Source organism: Pelobacter propionicus DSM 2379, from assembly GCF_000015045.1.
Taxonomy (GTDB): domain Bacteria; phylum Desulfobacterota; class Desulfuromonadia; order Geobacterales; family Pseudopelobacteraceae; genus Pseudopelobacter; species Pseudopelobacter propionicus.
The window spans coordinates 544,463-562,197 of record NC_008609.1 but is presented as its reverse complement, the minus strand read 5'-3'; the positions used below and the strand labels follow the sequence as shown (position 1 = coordinate 562,197).

11 protein-coding genes are annotated in these 17,735 nt (G+C 60.4%); 9 read left to right on the top strand and 2 right to left on the bottom strand.

The annotated features are described in order from the left end of the window. The first annotated feature begins 77 nt into the window (after window positions 1-77). Window positions 78-1,442: a methylenetetrahydrofolate--tRNA-(uracil(54)-C(5))-methyltransferase (FADH(2)-oxidizing) TrmFO gene (gene trmFO / locus PPRO_RS02585; protein ID WP_011734471.1), complete on the top strand. Its 1,365-nt coding sequence runs from the start codon at window positions 78-80 to the stop codon at window positions 1,440-1,442. A gap of 203 nt (window positions 1,443-1,645) precedes the next feature. Here trmFO and PPRO_RS02580 read toward each other — a convergent pair whose 3' ends face one another. Next, window positions 1,646-3,004: an IS1182 family transposase gene (locus PPRO_RS02580; protein WP_011733975.1), complete on the bottom strand. Its 1,359-nt coding sequence runs from the start codon at window positions 3,002-3,004 to the stop codon at window positions 1,646-1,648. Window positions 3,005-3,212: 208 nt separating this feature from the next. Here PPRO_RS02580 and PPRO_RS02575 point away from each other — a divergent pair, with 208 nt between their 5' ends. From PPRO_RS02575 to PPRO_RS02540, 8 genes are all read left to right on the top strand, one after another. Beyond that, window positions 3,213-4,499 carry a (Fe-S)-binding protein gene (locus tag PPRO_RS02575; protein WP_011734470.1) on the top strand — a complete coding sequence of 429 codons (1,287 nt, stop codon included), beginning with the start codon at window positions 3,213-3,215 and terminating at the stop codon, window positions 4,497-4,499. Between the two features lie 236 nt (window positions 4,500-4,735). Continuing rightward, on the top strand, window positions 4,736-5,299 hold the full coding sequence (locus PPRO_RS02570; protein ID WP_011734469.1) for a helix-turn-helix domain-containing protein: 564 nt from the start codon (window positions 4,736-4,738) through the stop codon (window positions 5,297-5,299). 311 nt (window positions 5,300-5,610) lie between these two features. Continuing rightward, on the top strand, window positions 5,611-7,266 hold the full coding sequence (locus PPRO_RS02565; RefSeq protein ID WP_011734468.1) for an acyl-CoA mutase large subunit family protein: 1,656 nt from the start codon (window positions 5,611-5,613) through the stop codon (window positions 7,264-7,266). Between the two features lie 81 nt (window positions 7,267-7,347). Then, the gene (mce, locus tag PPRO_RS02560; protein WP_011734467.1) at window positions 7,348-7,752 is read left to right on the top strand and encodes a methylmalonyl-CoA epimerase; all 405 of its coding nucleotides are present in this window, start codon (window positions 7,348-7,350) and stop codon (window positions 7,750-7,752) included. A gap of 546 nt (window positions 7,753-8,298) precedes the next feature. Next, complete coding sequence (locus PPRO_RS02555) at window positions 8,299-9,693, top strand: porin LamB (RefSeq protein ID WP_011734466.1); 1,395 nt, start codon at window positions 8,299-8,301, stop codon at window positions 9,691-9,693. Window positions 9,694-9,806: 113 nt separating this feature from the next. Further along, on the top strand, window positions 9,807-11,324 hold the full coding sequence (locus PPRO_RS02550) for a hypothetical protein (RefSeq protein WP_011734465.1): 1,518 nt from the start codon (window positions 9,807-9,809) through the stop codon (window positions 11,322-11,324). Between the two features lie 68 nt (window positions 11,325-11,392). Beyond that, window positions 11,393-12,703 (top strand): ATP phosphoribosyltransferase regulatory subunit, encoded by a 1,311-nt coding sequence (locus PPRO_RS02545; RefSeq protein WP_041532100.1) that lies wholly within the window; start codon window positions 11,393-11,395, stop codon window positions 12,701-12,703. 5 nt (window positions 12,704-12,708) lie between these two features. Continuing rightward, window positions 12,709-14,001 (top strand): adenylosuccinate synthase, encoded by a 1,293-nt coding sequence (locus tag PPRO_RS02540; protein ID WP_011734463.1) that lies wholly within the window; start codon window positions 12,709-12,711, stop codon window positions 13,999-14,001. A 104-nt stretch (window positions 14,002-14,105) separates the two neighbouring features. Here the strand turns inward: PPRO_RS02540 and PPRO_RS02535 are convergent, their stop codons facing one another. Continuing rightward, window positions 14,106-17,639: an alpha-amylase family glycosyl hydrolase gene (locus PPRO_RS02535; protein WP_011734462.1), complete on the bottom strand. Its 3,534-nt coding sequence runs from the start codon at window positions 17,637-17,639 to the stop codon at window positions 14,106-14,108. Between the last annotated feature and the right edge of the window lie 96 nt (window positions 17,640-17,735).

Sequence of the window (17,735 nt, the reverse complement as noted above, 5' to 3'; positions counted from 1 at the left end):
CACCACGAGCAGCGCCCGTCACCCTGGAAAGCGAGTGGCTAGGGACGTTTGCACAGAACTCAGACGGGATACATACCATGAAACACTCCCTCACCATCATCGGCGCCGGCCTGGCAGGCTGCGAGGCCGCTTGGCAGGCCGCGCGGCGCGGCGTCAGCGTCACCCTGCACGAAATGAAGCCCGAAAAGCGCTCTCCCGCCCACCATCTCCCCGGGCTGGCCGAACTGGTCTGCTCCAACTCCCTGCGGGGCGATTCCCTGGAAAACGCCGTAGGGCTCTTGAAGGAAGAGCTCAGGCGCGGCGGCTCCCTAATCATGGAGGCCGCCGAGGCCACCCGCGTCCCGGCCGGCGGAGCCCTGGCGGTGGACCGCCAGCTCTTCTCCGACTATGTCACGGCAAAGATCACGGCGCATCCCCTGATCAACCTGGTGCATGGCGAAATGGATGCCATCCCCGCCGAGGGGACGGTGATCATCGCCTCCGGCCCCCTGACCAGCGACGCCCTGGCCGCCTCCCTCTCCGGCCTGACCGGCGACCGGCTCTACTTCTACGATTCCATCGCCCCCATCGTCACGGCGGATTCCCTGGACCGGGAGAAAGTCTTCGCGGCGTCGCGCTACGGCAAGGGGGACGGCGACGACTACCTCAACTGCCCCCTGGACCGGGAGCAGTACCAGGCCTTTGTGGAGCAGCTAAACAGGGGGGAGAAGGTAGCGGCACGCGAGTTCGAGAAGCTCGTGCACTTCGAGGGATGCATGCCGGTGGAGGAACTGGCCGGGCGGGGGGAGGACACGCTCCGCTTCGGCCCCATGAAACCGGTGGGCCTGACGGATCCCCGCACGGGCATCGAACCGCACGCGGTGATCCAGCTGCGCGCCGAGAACCGGGAGAAAACCATGTACAACCTGGTCGGCTTCCAGACCAAGCTGACCTGGCCGGAACAGCGCCGCATATTCAGGACCATACCGGGGCTGGAGCGAGCCGAGTTCGTGCGGCTCGGGTCCATGCACCGCAACACCTTCATCAACGCCCCTGCCCTGCTCCAGCCGACCCAGCAGCTGAGGAGCGATCCGCGCATATTCTTCGCAGGCCAGATCACCGGCGTTGAGGGGTACGTGGAATCGGCGGGGAGCGGCTTTTTGGCCGGCATCACCGCCGCCCGCCTGCTCACGGGGATGCCGGACCCGGCCGTGCCCCCTGCCGAGACCGCACTGGGCGCCTTGGTCAGCCACATCACCAATGCCGATGTGCGCCACTTCCAGCCCATGAACGTGAACTACGGCCTGTTCCCCGATCTGGAGGGACGGATCAAGAAAAAGGAGCGGCGCGGCAAACTGGCCGAGCGGGCCCTGGCCTCCCTGTCGGGCTGGTTGGAACGGGTATCCCCCCCGAGCCGGGAGACGGGAGAGCCGACCGGGGCGGAGCAGGTTGATCTCGCCTGATTCCCCGTTTACGGCATTGCCACAAACGGATGATTTCTTTACACTAGGAGTCTGTCGGGCTTGACCTCAGGGGCGCCCTCTTTTGTGGCCAAGCCGATTAAAAAAGTTCCGTATGTGTTCGTCTTCCCACCGGCAACCTGGTTAATTCAGCCCTTTCAGCGATGACTGCGGTTATTACAGGCTGATTTTCGCTATTTCTCATTCTATCCGGCCAAGACATGCAGCCGTTTGATGTTGTAGGCCATGCAGACGAGGTTCCATTCGCCTTTTACTGCTTCAAAGCCACGAAGAAGAAAGCTTCTGAATCCCATGACCGCCTTGATGATGCCGAAGACCGGTTCCGAGGTGACTTTTCGCTGGGCGTAGATCGCCTTGCCGGAAGGTGTCTTCAGGCGATGCTTCATTCTGGCCACGGAATCGGCATCTTCGGGTAACGGCGGCGGTTCGGCAAAGCGCTCCATCAGTGGCACGTTGTGACTCTGCCGGTCTACGGCAATGTAGGGAGTTATCCCGTTCTCCTCACAGGCAGTTACATTGGTTTCGCTGAAGTAGCCACTGTCAGCTACCAGATCGGTTGCCTTGCCAAGCTTCTCAGGCAGCGCCGCCAGGTTCTCCAGGGTCGGTGTCAGCTCCTGTTTGTCATTGGGATTCTGGGTAACATGGGCCGAAACGATGAGCTTTGATGCTGTATCCACACCGGCCTGGGCGTTGTAAGTCTGCTCGAATCCGCCACCGGAGGTCGGCATGATCCGCGACTCTTCATCGGTCAGATTGACCTGATCTTTGGCAGTGGGGCCGGATTTGGGCGGTTTCGGCTCTTTCCCCTTGGCCTTCTTGCCCGTTGCCTGCTCCTTCTTGGCCCGTTCGGCGACTTTCTTCTCATAAGCGGCCTGTTCACGAGCATGGCGCTCAGCGGCTCGTTTTTCGATCTCGACCTTGGCTGCGGCAATGGCGGAAAGACGCTTTTCCCGACGTTCCAGTTCTTCGGGGATGTTCATGCCGTCCGGAATATCGGCACGGTCCGCTGCCTCGGCCTTTTTGAGCAGTTCGCCAACCTCAGCCTTGATCTGCTCTTCAAGCTTGCAGGCATGCTCATAGCTCAGCGCCTTGTGCTTGGAGGCGTTCGCCTTGATTTTGCTGCCATCCAAACTAACGTTGCCCAGTTTCAGCACCTCCATCTGATGAGCGATCAGCAGAATCTGGGCAAACAGCTTGTTCAGTTGCGGCAGAAAACGCCGGCGGAAGGTGGCAATGGTATCGTGGTCAGGATGACTGTTTGCCGCTATGAACCGGAATGCCACGGAGTCGTAGGTGCTGCGCTCAAGCTTCCGGCTGGAGAATACGCCTGTCGCATAACCGTAAAACAACAATGCTACCAGCATCTCAGGGTTATAGGGCTGCGAGCCTCGGCCGGCATAGGTAGCTTTCAAAGAGCGCAGGTCGAGCTGTTCGACAATTTCGACCACAAACCGGGCCAAGTGCTTTTCTGGTAGCCAATCCTGCAGCGATGGCGGGAGCAGATAGGGTGTTTCCCGGTCAACTTCAATAAACTTTGATTTCATAGTCAACCCCGATACCTAACCAGTTGATATTACCGGACAAATATACGGGATACACCAAGAAAACGCAAGCTAAAGCTGACGACTTATTCAATAAATACAGCAGGTTAACCAATTGAAAACGCCCTGGAGATGACGGCTGAATGCGTTAAGCCCGACAGACTCCTAGCACTACCGTTTTCTCCCCACCGCTCCCGCGGGAAAGGTTTTCATGATGGAACAGCAGACCAACGCACCTCTGACTAGGATCCAGGACCAGCTGAAAAAATGCGTCAAATGCGGCGCCTGCCGCGCCAACTGCCCGGCCTTCAGCGTCTTTGGTCGCGAACCGGCCGTGGCCCGCGGCAAGGTGGCTCTGGCCCAGCACATCCTCAAGGACGACATCGGCCTGGACGACCAGACCTATCTGGCCATGTCCAAGTGCCTGCTGTGCGGCAGCTGCGTTGAAAAGTGTCCCAACGACGTACCCACCGACGAGATCGTCATCGCCGCCCGCGAGGCCCTGGCCCGCAAACGCGGGCTGACCACCTTCCACGCGGCGGTGGGCCGAGTGATCAAAAACCGCTCCCTGATGACCATGGGGGCACGGATGGCCGGGCTGCTGGGCCCGCTCTTCTTCAAGAAAGTCCCGGCCACCTCCGGGCTGCGCCTGCGCTTTCCGGCCCCCTTCGTCGGCAACCAGCGCCACATACCGGCCATTGCCCGGACCCCCTTTATGGACCGCCACCCGGAGGTGATACCGGGTGAGCCGGGCAAACCGCGGGTGATCTTCTTCGTGGGATGCATGACCAACTTCGTCTACACTTCCGTGGGCGAAGCGGCCCTGGCGCTCCTGCGCCACCTGGGCTGCACCGTGATCATCCCCAAGGGACAGCAGTGCTGCGGCCTGCCCGCCATGTCGGGCGGCGACATCGCCACGGTGCGCGAGCTGGCCGAGAAGAACCTGACGGAAATGGAGCGCTACCAGGCGGATTACGTGATGAGCGCCTGCGCCACCTGCGGAGGCGCCCTGCATCGCCTCTACCCGCTGACCGTCGGCAAGCGCAACCCCGAACTGAAGGCGCGCCTGGAGGCCCTGGCCAAAAAAACGGTGGATGCCTCGCAACTGCTGCACCAGCTGGGACTCAACCCGGCCGAAACCGGGGCCGGCGATGCCCTGCGCATTACCTACCATGACCCCTGCCACCTGCGCACCCGCGGCTTAACCGGACAGCCCCGAAACCTGCTGCGCGCCGCCCCCGGCCTGGAGCTTACGGAAATGGAATTCGCCGACCGCTGCTGCGGCCTCGGCGGCACCTTCAACGTCTACCACTACGACTCATCCATGAGCATCAACGAAGCCAAGAGCCGTGCCATACTCAAAACCGCCGCCCAGGCAGTTGCCACCGGCTGCCCCGGCTGCATGATGCAGCTTTCCGACGGCCTCAAGCGACAGGGCTCAAAGGTCGAGGTCGTGCACACCCTTGAGCTGCTTGCACGCAAACTGGCAAAGCCATAAACATCGTTTTGCTTTTCATTCCACTAAAATCCAATTATTTTTCCCGCCGCCATTTAACCGGAATTTAACGCAAAATCCGATCAATAAACTTTTGTTACCATTTTTTTCGTGATTTTTTTACTGGTAATAAATTTTTATTGACTTACAATTCTGTATACAATATACATAGTCAATAGTGCATACTGTATACAATCCATATAATACAACTCGGTTTTATTTTAAAAACAGGTGACCACATGAGCGGCTTGAATATTGGTGCAAAAATCAAAAAACTTCGCCAGGAAAAGAAACTCACCCTGCAGGCGGTGGCCAAGGAGATCGGCTTTTCGCCGGCCCTGATATCCCAGATCGAGAACAACAACGTCTCACCCCCCATCGCCACACTCTCCAAGATAGCCAAATTCTTCGATGTCAAAATCGGCTACTTCTTCATCGAGGACGACGACGAGTGCGGCTTTGAAATCGTGCACGCCAACCAGCGCAAATCGGTTTCCAAGGTCTTCGCCCCCATCGGGACCAGCCACGGCTATTCCTACCAGTCCCTCTCCTTCCGGAAGCAGAACAAGAAGATGGAACCCTTCTTCCTGACCGTGACCGAAAAGGCCAACGAGGAGAGCGCCTACAGCCATGACGGCGAAAAGTTCCTCTTCGTCACCAAGGGGGACGTGGAGCTGATACTGGACGACAAGAGCATCTCGCTCTCCGAGGGGGACAGCATCTATTTCGACTCGTCAATCAAACACCGCCTGCGTTCGCGGGACGGTAAAGAGGTCAACCTGCTGACGGTCGTCACGCGCTGAACGATCCACTCATCCATTCACACATCCCGATCCCCCTTCGAGTCCACCGCGAAGGGGGTTTTTCGTTGCCGGGCCAGCAGGGCCACAGCTGGCGAAAGCAAAACCAGGATCAGGAGCAACCCCGACAAACGGCACCGAAAGCCCCAAAGCCCGCGACTCTTCGCCCGATCAACCCGGATCACCGCAGAATCATTGATTTGATTTTAGTCGCGCTAAAATCTTTAATTGACATTCGCGCAGCTTCTCCTTAAAATCCCCAAAATTGTCTTTTTAAGCTTCGTTTATTTTAATCCCCCCCCAAGGAGCACGACATGAGCATTGCGGAAAAGAAGAAGCAGTGGACCGACACCAAAGTAGCCAAATTCCTTACCCGTTCACCGGAGCGCTACGAAAAGTTCCTTACCACATCCAACCTCGAGATCGAGCGCGTATTCACTCCGGATTTCGATTATCCCGGTTACGATGAGAAGCTCGGTTTCCCGGGCAGCTACCCCTATACACGCGGCGTTCAGCCCACCATGTATCGCGGCCGCTTCTGGACCATGCGTCAGTATGCCGGTTTCGGCAACGCCAAAGAATCCAACGAGCGCTACAAATACCTGCTCGGCGCAGGCCAGACCGGCCTCTCCATCGCCTTCGACCTGCCGACCCAGATGGGTTACGACTCCGACGCAGCCATGAGCCAGGGCGAAGTCGGCAAGGTCGGCGTTGCCATCGACTCGCTGGCCGACGTGGAAGTCCTCTTCGACGGCATCCCGCTGGACAAAGTCTCCACCTCCATGACCGTCAACTCCACCGCCGCCATCCTGCTCTGCATGTACATCGCCGTTGCCGAGAAGCAGGGCGTGTCCGCCGACAAGATCTCCGGCACCATCCAGAATGACATCCTCAAGGAGTACATGGCTCGCGGTACCTACATCTATCCGCCGAAAGAGTCCATGCGCCTGATCACCGACATCTTCGCCTACTGCAAAGACAACGTGCCCAAGTGGAACACCATCTCCATCTCCGGTTACCACATCCGCGAAGCCGGTTCCAGCGCAGTGCAGGAAGTCGCCTTCACCCTGGCCGACGGTATCGCCTACGTTGACGCCGCCATCAAGGCCGGTCTCGACGTGGACGACTTCGCTCCGCGTCTGGCCTTCTTCTTCAACGCCCACAACAACCTGCTGGAAGAGGTTGCCAAGTTCCGCGCCGCACGTCGCATCTGGGCCAAGATCATGAAGGAGCGCTTCGGCGCAAAACTGGAAAAATCCCAGATGCTGCGCTTCCACACCCAGACCGCCGGTTGTACCCTGACTGCCCAGCAGCCGGACAACAACATCATGCGCGTCACCATTCAGACCCTGGCAGCCGTCCTGGGCGGCACCCAGTCCCTGCACACCAACTCCCGCGACGAAGCCCTGGCCCTGCCGACGGAAGACTCCGTCCGCATCGCCCTGCGCACCCAGCAGGTCGTTGCCTACGAATCCGGCGTGGCCGACTCCATCGACCCGCTGGCAGGCTCCTTCTTCGTTGAATCCCTCACCGACCAGATCGAAAAGGCAGCCTGGGAGTACATCGAGAAGATCGACAAACTGGGCGGCGCCGTCGAAGCCATCTCCAACGGCTTCCAGCAGAAGGAAATCCAGGATTCCGCCTACGCCTATCAGAAGGCCATTGAGAAGAACGAACTGATCATCGTCGGCGTCAACAAGTTCACCATCAGTGAGCCGCCTCCGACCGGCCTGCTCAAGGTTACGGGCGAAGTTGAAACCAACCAGAAGAAAGCACTGGCCGAAGTAAAGGCCAAGCGCGACGGCGCAGCCGTCAAGGCAGCTCTGGCGAAACTGGAAGTCGCCGCCAAGGGCACCGACAACCTGATCCCGCTGATCCTGGAAGCGGTGAAAGTGTACGCAACCCTGGGCGAAATCGCCGACGTATTCAGGGGCGTTTTCGGCAAGCACCAGGAAACCGTCGTCCTGTAATTCATAACCAGCAGTCAAACTTCACAGGGCCAGGCCGATCAAGCCTGGCCCTGTGCTGATTCCCAAGAAAGGTGACATGAAATGCTCAAGAAGATCAACCACATCGGCATTGCAGTAAAATCACTGGAAGAAGCCCTTCCCTTCTACCGCGACAACCTGGCCATGCCCTTCGCCGGCATCGAAGAAGTTGCCGAGCAGAAAGTGCGCGTAGCCATGCTGCAGATCGGCGAATCCAAGATCGAGCTTTTGGAGCCGACCAGCGAAGACAGCCCCATCGCCAAGTTCCTGGAAAAGAACGGCTCCGGCGTGCATCACCTGGCCTATGAAGTTGACGACTGCGCCGCCGCCATCGCCAAGATGGTAGCCGACGGCGCCCGCATGATCGACAGCGCACCCCGCAACGGCGCCCACGGCACCAAGATCGCCTTCGTGCACCCCAAGAGCAGCAACGGCATCCTGACCGAACTGTGCCAGTGCGGCCACTGACGGAGTCTGTTGGTTCCGATTAAGCACAATATAAAAAGGCGAAGCACGTCGCATGCTTCGCCTTTTTTTTAAGTCCGTTATAGAAATGTGCAGAGAACCGCACCGGGCCTGGTACGTTCGATCGCCTGTGTCCTCCGGTTTGGCAGACGGGCGCACACCCTGCCCGGCAACACGGCGTTATAGCGGCAAACCATGCTCTGGCAGCTGCAATGCTTTCCCCATGTTCCCGAGGACAACAGCAGAGAAGAGACCCCTCCGGACCGGCGCGACAGGGGCCATTAAAACGACGTTAGTTGCTACAAGTTTGCAACAACCTGATTATTAACTCTTTTTTTATTGACAACCCACTGTTCTATCAGGTAAACTATGCAAAAATTGTGAAAGCATTTTGATGAGCCCCATTGGCTCGACGCGTAGGGCAGCAGCTACCTTTCCGAAAAAGGTGGTGAACCGAAGTAAACAACAGAGCATGGCCTTTGAACAGACAGATAGCAGCACCTGTAGGCAGCACATACATGTAGCATATTATCCCGAAGGAGAAAGACCATGAAGTTTAGCAAAACCCTGATGAGCATCACCGCAGCCGGCGCCCTCTGCGCCGCCGCAACCCCGGCCCTGGCCTTTGACAACGAGATCCACGGATCCTACCTGATGAAGTACTTCGTCACCAACTACGAGGCTGTCGGTAACCGTTACATCTTCCGCGACAGCGACAATGACTTCACCAACTCCCGCAGTAGAAAGACCAGCAACTACTTCGACACTCGCACCCGCTTCTACTACAGCGCAAAGGCCAGCGACGACCTGAAACTGGTCACTGCCTTCGAGATCGACGCCGTGTTCGGCGACAGAGCACAGCAGACCGCGCGCAATGGTGGCGCCGCCCTGGAAGCAGACCAGGTCAACCTTGAAACCAAGTGGGTCTACCTGGACTTCAAAATTCCCTCCACACCGGTCAAGATCACCGCCGGTATCCAGCCGATCAAAGACAAGTTTAAGGGCATCTTCTTCGACGCCGACGTGGCCGGCATCAACAGCGTGACCACCATGGGTCCGGCGACGATTGGCCTGGGCTACTTCCGCGCCTACGATTCCGACCTTTTCACCACCTCCAACGACAACACCAACGCCAGGGGTGTCGACAACCTGGACATCGTGGCCCTCAGTGCCGACTACAACGTCAACAAGAACCTGCGCGTGGGCGGCGCCTACTACCTGTACAACGACGACCGCAGCGCAAACACACTCACCGTGCACTGCTTCGGCGCCAACTTCGACGCCAAGATCAACAAACTGGCCCTGAGCGGCTTCGCCGCCATGCAGCAGGGTGAAGTAAAGAACAGTGATGTCTCCATTTCCGCCCTGGCCTTCAATCTGGCTGCCAAGCACCCGGTGGGTCCGGGTACCCTGAAAGTTGCCGCCCTCTACACAACCGGCGACGACGGCGATAACAACACCAACACCGCCTGGCAGGCTGTCAACCAGTCCCCTAATGGCGCCAACAACGGCACCAACGGCAATACGAACATGACCAACTCCTACAACGAGTCGGGCATGATGCTGTTGAACCGCAACACCAGCACCGGCGGCACCACCACCGACTACCACCTGGTACAGGGCGCCGGCAACCTGGACCAGGGCGTGATCCTGGCAACCATCGGCTATGACGCCACCATCAACCCTAAATGGTACGCCAAGACCAACGTGGGCGCTGCCTGGGTTTCCAGCAACAACTCCCAGATGACGAACCTGAAGACCCATGGTAACAACTTCATAGGTACCGAGATCAATCTTGAGACCGGCTACAAACTGTACGACAACCTGACCGCCAGCGTTCAGGGCGCCTATGTGATCCTGGGCGGCTATTACAGCGACATGGACAACGGCCGTGATCCCGCCAACCCCTTCACCGCCCGTCTGGCGCTGAACTACGCCTTCTAGTATCATCTGTACCAGTACAACCTGAAGGGCGGGAGCAATCCCGCCCTTTTTTTTTGACTTTAACAGGCAGTTTTGCGATACTCCGCAAGTTGACATCAAGACTCGGAGGCACCATGAGAAGATTCACCCTGGCGATCAGCCTTTTACTTTCACTCTGTTTCACCCTGTCCGTATTCGCGGCCCAGCCGCTGCGGGTGTTTGTTTCCGACATGAACGTGGTGGGGGTCCAGAACAAAGATGAACTGAAAGCGACTCTGCAGACCCTGCTGGCTTCGCGCCTGAACGGCGAGAACATCACCGCCGTGGCCAGTTCCGCCGAGGCCGATGCCGTGCTGACCGGGACCTACGTGGTAATCGGTAAGGTATTCAGCGTGGATGCCATGGCCAAAAGCGCCAACGGCAAGACCCTGACCCGCGCCTTTGTACAGGGAGAGAGCCAGGACGAACTGATCCCGGCAATGGGCAAGCTGGCCGACAAGCTGAGCGCTGACCTCTCCAAGCTGTACGCCAGCGGCCAGATAGCCTCCGGCGCACCCAGCTATGCCGCCACCTCCACCGTTGTGCGCCCGAACAAAGTAACCCAGGGCAACAGCGTCCAGAGCGCCCTGGTGCGCCCGGACCAGAGCCAGGAGATCATCAGGCCGCGTGACCTGGAGCGCAACTATGTTGGCGGCTGGCAGAGCAAGCGCCTTCCCGGAGCAGCCAACCTGCTGGCAATGGGCAAGACGCTTCCCGACGGCAGCAGGGAAGTGTTTCTGGCTGAGGACCGCCGCCTCTCCTACTACCATCAGGCGGAAAACATGAGCCTGCGCTTTGCCACCGAATTCGGCACCACGGACAAGATCATCGGCCTGGACACCATCCAGGGCAGCGACGGCAAGACCGAAGTATACCTGACCATCATGCATGGCGAAGAGCCGTCCTCCCAGATCTGGCAGGTGGGGGACAACAGGATGGAGTGCGTGGCCAAGGATCTACCCTACTACCTGCGCGTCATCGGCCTGGCAGGCGGCCCCAAAAAGGTCTATGCCCAGTCCATGGGGCGCGAAACGGAATTCTACGGCAATGTATCCGAGCTTACCCGCACGGGGTCGAAGGTAACCCTGTCCAACGAGATCGTGATGCCCCGCTTCGGCAACATCTTCACCTTCAACCAGTTCAAGGACCAGCAGGGTGTCCTGTACACCGTGGTGCTGCACCCCGACGGCTACCTGGTGGTCTTCGACCAGGAGCAGAAGGAACTCTGGCGCAGCAACGACAAGTTCGGCGGCTCCGAGCTCTACTACCAGAAGGACAACTCGGAGAACTTCCGCATTACCAACGACAAGTACCGCTGGTTTTTCATGAACCAGCGCATCCAGGTAACCTCGCGCAACGAAGTGCTGGTGGGCAAGAACGACGGCTTCTGGGTGCTGGGCAACGCCCGCTCCTACAAGAAGGGCGCCGTCTACTGCTTCATCTGGAACGGCTCCAACCTGGACGAGCTCTGGCACACCCGCGACACCCAGAACTACATGCCGGACTTCTATTTCGACGAGGCCAGCAGCGAACTGCTGCTTCTGCAGACAGTACAGAGACCCGGCCTGACCACACGGGGCACCGCTTCACTGGCCATCAAGAAGGTTGAATAACCGCTTCCCCTCAGCCCCCCAAGCGGGGGCTGATTCGTGAGTTGCTCACATTCCGAGATTCCAACCCTATGAACAACAGACTTCCCGACATATCGCTTCCCTTCGGGGTGAGCGACTTTCTCCCCGATGCCGCCGCCAAAATCGGCTACATCGAGGACAGAATCCGCCGCGTGTTCGAACTGTGGGGCTTCCGCAGAGTCATCACGCCCAAACTGGAATACGAGGACGTAATGGCTCTCGGCCTGGGTGACGGCCTCAAAAACAAGACCTACCGCTTTGACGACCGCCAGACCGGCAGACTGTTGGCCTTTCCTCCGGACATCACCCCGCAGATCGCCCGTATCGTGGCCACGCGCCTCGCCGCCAGCCCCCTTCCACACCGCATCAGCTACAGCGGCCGGGTGTTGCGCCAGACCGAGAGCCAGACAGGACGCAGCCGCGAGATTTTCCAGTCCGGCGTGGAACTGATCGGCCTGGACTCCCCCGAGGCGGACGCCGAAATGGTGGCCATGGCGGTGGAAGCGCTGCAGGGGCTGGGCTTCAGCGACTTCAAGATCGACCTGGGTCAGGTTGAATTCTTCCGCGGCATCGTGGAATCTTCAGGACTCAGCGGGCAACCGCTGCGGGATCTGCTGGAGGCGGTGGCGCGCAAGGACGCCTCGGCAGTGGCGCGCATCTGCGCCGAAAGCCCGCTCTCCGAGGAATCACGCCGCGAGATCGCTTCCCTGCCGCGCCTGTTCGGCGGACGGGAGGTCGTTGAGGCCGCCGACCGGGTAGCATGCAACAGCCGCTCCCGCGCCGCGCTGGACAACCTGCGCCAGGTGCTGGACATCCTGGACATCCACGGCGTGAGCGACTATCTGACCATCGATCTGGGCGAAACCCGCGGTCTGGACTACCACACCGGCATCACCTTCGAGGGCTTCGTTACCGGCCTGGGCGTGCCGGTCTGCGGCGGCGGGCGCTACGACAGCCTGGCGGGTCGCTACGGATTCGAAACACCGGCCACCGGCTTCACCTTCGATGTGCTCAGCCTGCTCCAGGCCCTGGAGCGGCGTCCGGAACTGGAGGCCAGCACGGCCCGCGATTTCCTGCTGTTCAACCGTGGCAGCGACCGGCGCCAGGCTCTGGAAACCGCTCGCCTGCTGCGCTCACGGGGATACTCCACCGCCCGCGACATCATTCGGCGCGACGTCCAACCTTCGCTGGAGTATGCGCGCAGGATGAACATCCGCTGCATGCTGGTCATGGGAGACGAATCGGACAAGGGTGTCGTGCGCGCGATTCGCACCCGTGACGGCAAGACGGTGCGCCTGGCCAGTGACATGCTGTGCCGTGACGGACTGATGGAATATATTGAAGAAAACCAGGGAGAATAGGCAAAATGGCAAACGTTGCGATTGTGGGCGCCCAGTGGGGCGATGAGGGAAAAGGGAAGGTCGTCGACATCTACACCGAATATGCCGATGATATCGTTCGTTTTCAGGGCGGCAACAATGCCGGTCACACGCTGGTGGTCGGCAATGAAAAGGTCGTTCTGCATCTGATCCCCTCGGGCATTCTTCACGAAGGCAAGCGCTGCATCATCGGCAACGGAGTCGTGCTGGACCCGGAAGTATTCATCAAGGAGATCGTCAAGCTCAAGGAATCGGGCCGCCTCACCGACGACTCCTGCCTGCTCCTGTCGGAATCGTTGCACATCATCATGCCCTATCACAAGCGCATCGATATCGCCCGCGAAGCCAGAAGCGGTGACCGCAAGATCGGCACCACCGGACGCGGCATCGGCCCCTGCTACGAGGACAAGATCGGCCGCCGCGGCATCCGCCTGATGGACCTGCTCAACAGAGATGTCTTTGCCCGCCGCTTGAAGGAATTCCTGGTGGAGAAGAACTTCCTGCTGGAAAAGATGCTGGGAGAGGCGCCCTGCGACTACGACCAGATCCTGGAAGAGTACAGCGGCTACGCCGAGGTGCTGCGCGCCTACATGGCCGACACCGCGCTGATCATCAACAACGACCTCCAGGCCGGCAAGAAGATCCTCTTCGAGGGGGCCCAGGGAACGCTTTTGGATGTGGACTTCGGCACCTATCCCTTCGTGACTTCATCTTCCACCTGCGCTGGCGGCGTCTGCACCGGCTCCGGCGTCGGGCCGCGCCACATTCACGAGATCATCGGCATCTCCAAGGCCTATGTCACCAGGGTTGGCAGCGGCCCCTTCCCCACTGAGCTGTTCGACGCGGACGGCGACCGGCTGCGTGACGCGGGGGGGGAATTCGGCTCCACCACCGGCCGTCCCCGGCGCTGCGGCTGGTTCGACGCCATGGTGATCCGTTACGCGGTGCGCACCAACGGCCTTACCGGCATCGCCCTGACCAAGCTGGACGTGCTCTCCGGCTTCGACAGCATCAAGATCTGCACCGGCTATACCCTGGACGGAAAGGCGCTGGAGACCCTCCCTTCCGCACCGGAGGCCTTCGAGAACTGTCAGCCGGTGTATGAGGAGCTGCCGGGGTGGAACGCGGATATCTCCGGAGCAAAGAGCTTCGAGGAACTGCCGGACAGCGCCCGCGCTTATGTCAAGCGCCTGGAGGAACTGGCTGGCTGCCCCATCGTGCTGGTCTCCGTGGGCGCCCGCCGCGACCAGACCATCATCCTGCGCAACCCCTTCCTGTAGGCGACCTGAGCGCGCATCATCCAACCGACGCATCATGTAAAAAATCCCCCCGGAATAGTGTTCCGGGGGGATTTTTTTACGCCTTGGATGACCCGCCTCGGCGGCTACCTCTTTTCCGGCGTGTGCGGCCGACCCTGTGTCTGCCCCTGTCGCTTGCGAGCCGTTGTAGCCGTACTTCCACAGGCCCCCATGAACAGGCTGGCGCGATAGCCGGTGTGGGCCGCCAGCTCCGACAGGCGGTTCAGCTCGCGACCGGCAGCGCCCAACCAGGTGGCCAGGGTCCGATTGACCGGCCGACGGGACAGCGCAGCGCACAGCCCACAGATGAAGAGCCATGCGACCAGCTCCTCGAAGCGTTCCTTGTTGAACCAGACCACGCCGTCGCTCTCATGAACCAGCAGATAGCGTCGACAGGCGGGAATGGCGAACAGCCGCTCCACAGCAGGTGCCCGTCCCAGCCAGCCACGGCCGCCATGTTCCAGTAAAGCCCGCAGCAGCTGGAGCTCGTCCCCGGCGCCTACGTCTCCCCCCCCACCGGGAGGGAGTTGCGTGGCCAAGCCATGGTCCAGGCCAAAGCGATCCAGGGTGGCAGCGGGCAGCCCCTGCAGGAGCATCCAGGTCAGCAGCAGCCTGGCGCCGGCAATGGAAGCGAGGCGATCGGCCATGACTGAGAGGAACTGACGGGCGCCACGGGATGCGGTCTTCTGTGCCAAAAGATCGGACAGCAGGGAGAGTTCAGCCGTAAGCTCTGCCGACGTTACCCGGGGTGCCTGTCCGCAAGCCTTCAGTTCTTCGGCCAGAGCGGTGAGGAAGCCATCAAGGGAGGCGCTCAGATTCCCGGCCGGCGCTTGCGTGGCATCCCCCGCTGCTGGCTCGCCCAATGGCAGCGGTTCCTTCAGGAGCCCGGCAAAGGAGGCGTTCAGGGCGGCAAAGCGCACCTGCAACCGTTCAACGTCCAGATTATCCACCCCCCGACCATTCAAGGCCTGGTGCAACCCCTCCCAGGAGCGCTCAGGGTCGTCGCAGATGCGACGAAAATCCAGGAACAGATGGAACTCGTACTCGCCCAACTCGGCGTAGAGCCCACGGAGGGCCAGTTCCCGCCCGCTGCGCAGAAAATGGCGGCCGTCGGCCAGATCGCGGAAGGCGTAGTAGATTCCGTCGCCGGCATCCAGATCCAGAGCCTCGGCCAGGGTCGTGCGGCGCAGTTCAGGCTCGCCCCCCCCCTCGGTGACATTGAAAGGGACCGACTCCCTGATCCAGCCGGAAGTGGAGGCATGGCGGTTGTGGTACAGCACCAGGGCGCGCTGCTCTCCGCAGCGGTTGGAATAGGCAAACACGTTCTCGTCGACCCCGGCCGTGCCGTGAAAATCGTAGAGCACGAAATTCTTCGATCCGGAGAAGAGGGCGCGACGATGCAGCAGCGGAAAGATCCACATGCGGTGTCCCTGCAGCAGCCCCTGGTCAACCGTTTCGTCCCAGTAGGCGCGCTTGTACTCCATGCCGTACTTTTCGTGGAAGCCCTCGATCTGGCCATGGCCGAACATGGGCAGCCCCGGCATGGTCACCATCAGGACGCAGGCGCCGAAGTACTTACCCTGGCTGCCGAACTGCTCCACGGCGGTCTTTTCGTCCGGATTGTTCATGAAGTTGACGAAGCGCTTCAGCACCTCGGGGTTGAACTCCAGCACATTCCTGATGGTCTGGCGGTACTTGGCGTTTTCCTCCTTCTTCAGCATGTTCATGAAGGCGCTGTTGTAGACCCGGTGCATACCCAGGGTACGCACGAAATACCCCTCCATCATCCAGAAGGCCTCGGCCAGGAGCAGCGTGCCGGGAGCCTCGGCGGCCACGCGGTCCACAACCTCCCTCCAGAACTCCACCGGAAAAACGGCATCGAACTCCTCGCGGCTCATGCCATGCTCGGCCCGCGAGGGGATGCCACCCCCCAGGCCGCGGATGGGAAACCAGAGCCTCTGGAAGTGCTTCTTGGCCAGGGTCATGGCGGCGTCGAAACGGATGATCGGGAAGTTGCGCGCCACATGCAGGATGGTCTGGATGACCGCCTCGCGCACATCGGGGAGCAGGTAGTTGAGCTGGGCCGTGTCGTTCCAGGGAAAGCTGGTGCCGTCGTTGCCATGGTAAATGTAGCGGGTGCGCCCGCTGTCGCGCTCCACCAGACGGAATACCACGGCGGCATCGCTCCTGGTCCAGTAGCCGTCCTCTACCTGGATGCGCACGTGGCCGCTCAGGGAGAGGTCCTCGCCGTTGAAACAGTAGCCGGGAAAGGGGGGGTAGTCGCTCTGGATGAACCAGTCCGGGTGCTCCAGCACCCAGCGGGAGTAGATCCCGGTGTGATTGGGAACCATGTCGCTTGCCAGGCGGATGCCGCGCGCGAGCGCCCGCTGACGCAGGTTCGCCAAGGCCTCCCATCCCCCCAGGTCGGCGGAAATCTCGTAGTCGTAGAGCGAGTAGGCAGAGGCGATGGCCTCCTGGTTGCCGCAGATCTGCTTGATGCGCTGGGAGGCGGGGGAACGTTCCCATACCCCGATCAGCCAGAGGGCGCTGAAACCGGCACCCGCCAGGCGGTCCAGCTCCCTGTCGGGCACCTGGTCCAGGGTGGTTATGGGATGGCCGTACTGACGTCCAAGCTGTTCGAGCCAGACATAGACCATCTTGGCGATCATGACCACGTTGGACATCCAGTCCTCGTCCCGCGAGAAACGTTCGTACTCCGGATAGTCGTAGCCGGCCAGCACGGAGTCGCCACCAGGGCCGAACCCTCCCGGTGCCGGATTCGCTCGCTGGCCGAACTCCAGTACCCGCGACGGCCCCGGCTCTCCCCCACCCCATCCGCGCTGGCGCTCCTCTTCGCGCAGCACGTCCCAGGCTCCGGTGAGCATCTCCAGCAACTCCTGGGGCAGAAAGACGCCCCACTGCTCGCGGATGTACTCCACCTGGCCGGCCAGGGAACCGGGCGATGCCTTGATCGGCGCAAAGAGGATTTCGGGCAGCGTCAGATCGAATCCGGACAGCCGGGGCCCCCGGGAGAGGGCAGTGGTCATGGCGGTCACCAGGTGGGGATAGTTCCCCAAGGCCGCCACCAGCGGCGCATCGTCGAGGATCTCCCGGAAGCTGTCCAGGGCAGGATTCTCAGCAGCAAGCCTGAGCAGCAGCAGTTCGCGCAGCACGGTGCGCCGTCGACCGCCACGGCCGGTGGCCGGATTGAGCCATGCATCAACTGAGCTGGCTCCGGCGAGCACGTCAGAGGGGGGAAACAGTTCCACGAAGGTAGCGGCGGCACACTGCACCGCTTCTCCGGCCGGTTCCACACCGACCTGGCGCAGGGCGTTCTCCAGCACTCGTGGCGACTCCTGTTCAGCCGTAACGTCGATCAGATAGCGGAAGATGGTCTGCAGCGCGGCAAACAGGTTGAGCTGACCGGCATGCACCGGAAGGCTGCCATGGCTATGCCGGCGGTTCAACCTGAGGGCCAGTTGGCGGTGGAAGATAATCGCGGGAATCCCCCGCTCGGAGATGTGCCGCGAGAGGGCGCCCAAGTCGTGGGAGAGCCAGGAGTGCCGGGATATCTGGATATCATGGGGGAAGTATGCAGCGAAATCGGACGAAACGTTCATATATCTGACCACCCTTCAGTGTGACGATCAGCAATTATACCGCGATTTCAAAGAAAATGACGATTTCCAGGGTGAGGCAGGGAAAGAGGGGGCAGG

Bases quoted from the DNA above. Each gene is read 5' to 3' on its own strand.
- trmFO (WP_011734471.1), top strand. From the start codon at position 78: ATGAAACACTCCCTCACCATCATCGGCGCCGGCCTGGCAGGCTGCGAG.
- PPRO_RS02580 (WP_011733975.1), bottom strand. From the start codon at position 3,004: ATGAAATCAAAGTTTATTGAAGTTGACCGGGAAACACCCTATCTGCTC.
- PPRO_RS02575 (WP_011734470.1), top strand. From the start codon at position 3,213: ATGATGGAACAGCAGACCAACGCACCTCTGACTAGGATCCAGGACCAG.
- PPRO_RS02570 (WP_011734469.1), top strand. From the start codon at position 4,736: ATGAGCGGCTTGAATATTGGTGCAAAAATCAAAAAACTTCGCCAGGAA.
- PPRO_RS02565 (WP_011734468.1), top strand. From the start codon at position 5,611: ATGAGCATTGCGGAAAAGAAGAAGCAGTGGACCGACACCAAAGTAGCC.
- mce (WP_011734467.1), top strand. From the start codon at position 7,348: ATGCTCAAGAAGATCAACCACATCGGCATTGCAGTAAAATCACTGGAA.
- PPRO_RS02555 (WP_011734466.1), top strand. From the start codon at position 8,299: ATGAAGTTTAGCAAAACCCTGATGAGCATCACCGCAGCCGGCGCCCTC.
- PPRO_RS02550 (WP_011734465.1), top strand. From the start codon at position 9,807: ATGAGAAGATTCACCCTGGCGATCAGCCTTTTACTTTCACTCTGTTTC.
- PPRO_RS02545 (WP_041532100.1), top strand. From the start codon at position 11,393: ATGAACAACAGACTTCCCGACATATCGCTTCCCTTCGGGGTGAGCGAC.
- PPRO_RS02540 (WP_011734463.1), top strand. From the start codon at position 12,709: ATGGCAAACGTTGCGATTGTGGGCGCCCAGTGGGGCGATGAGGGAAAA.
- PPRO_RS02535 (WP_011734462.1), bottom strand. From the start codon at position 17,639: ATGAACGTTTCGTCCGATTTCGCTGCATACTTCCCCCATGATATCCAG.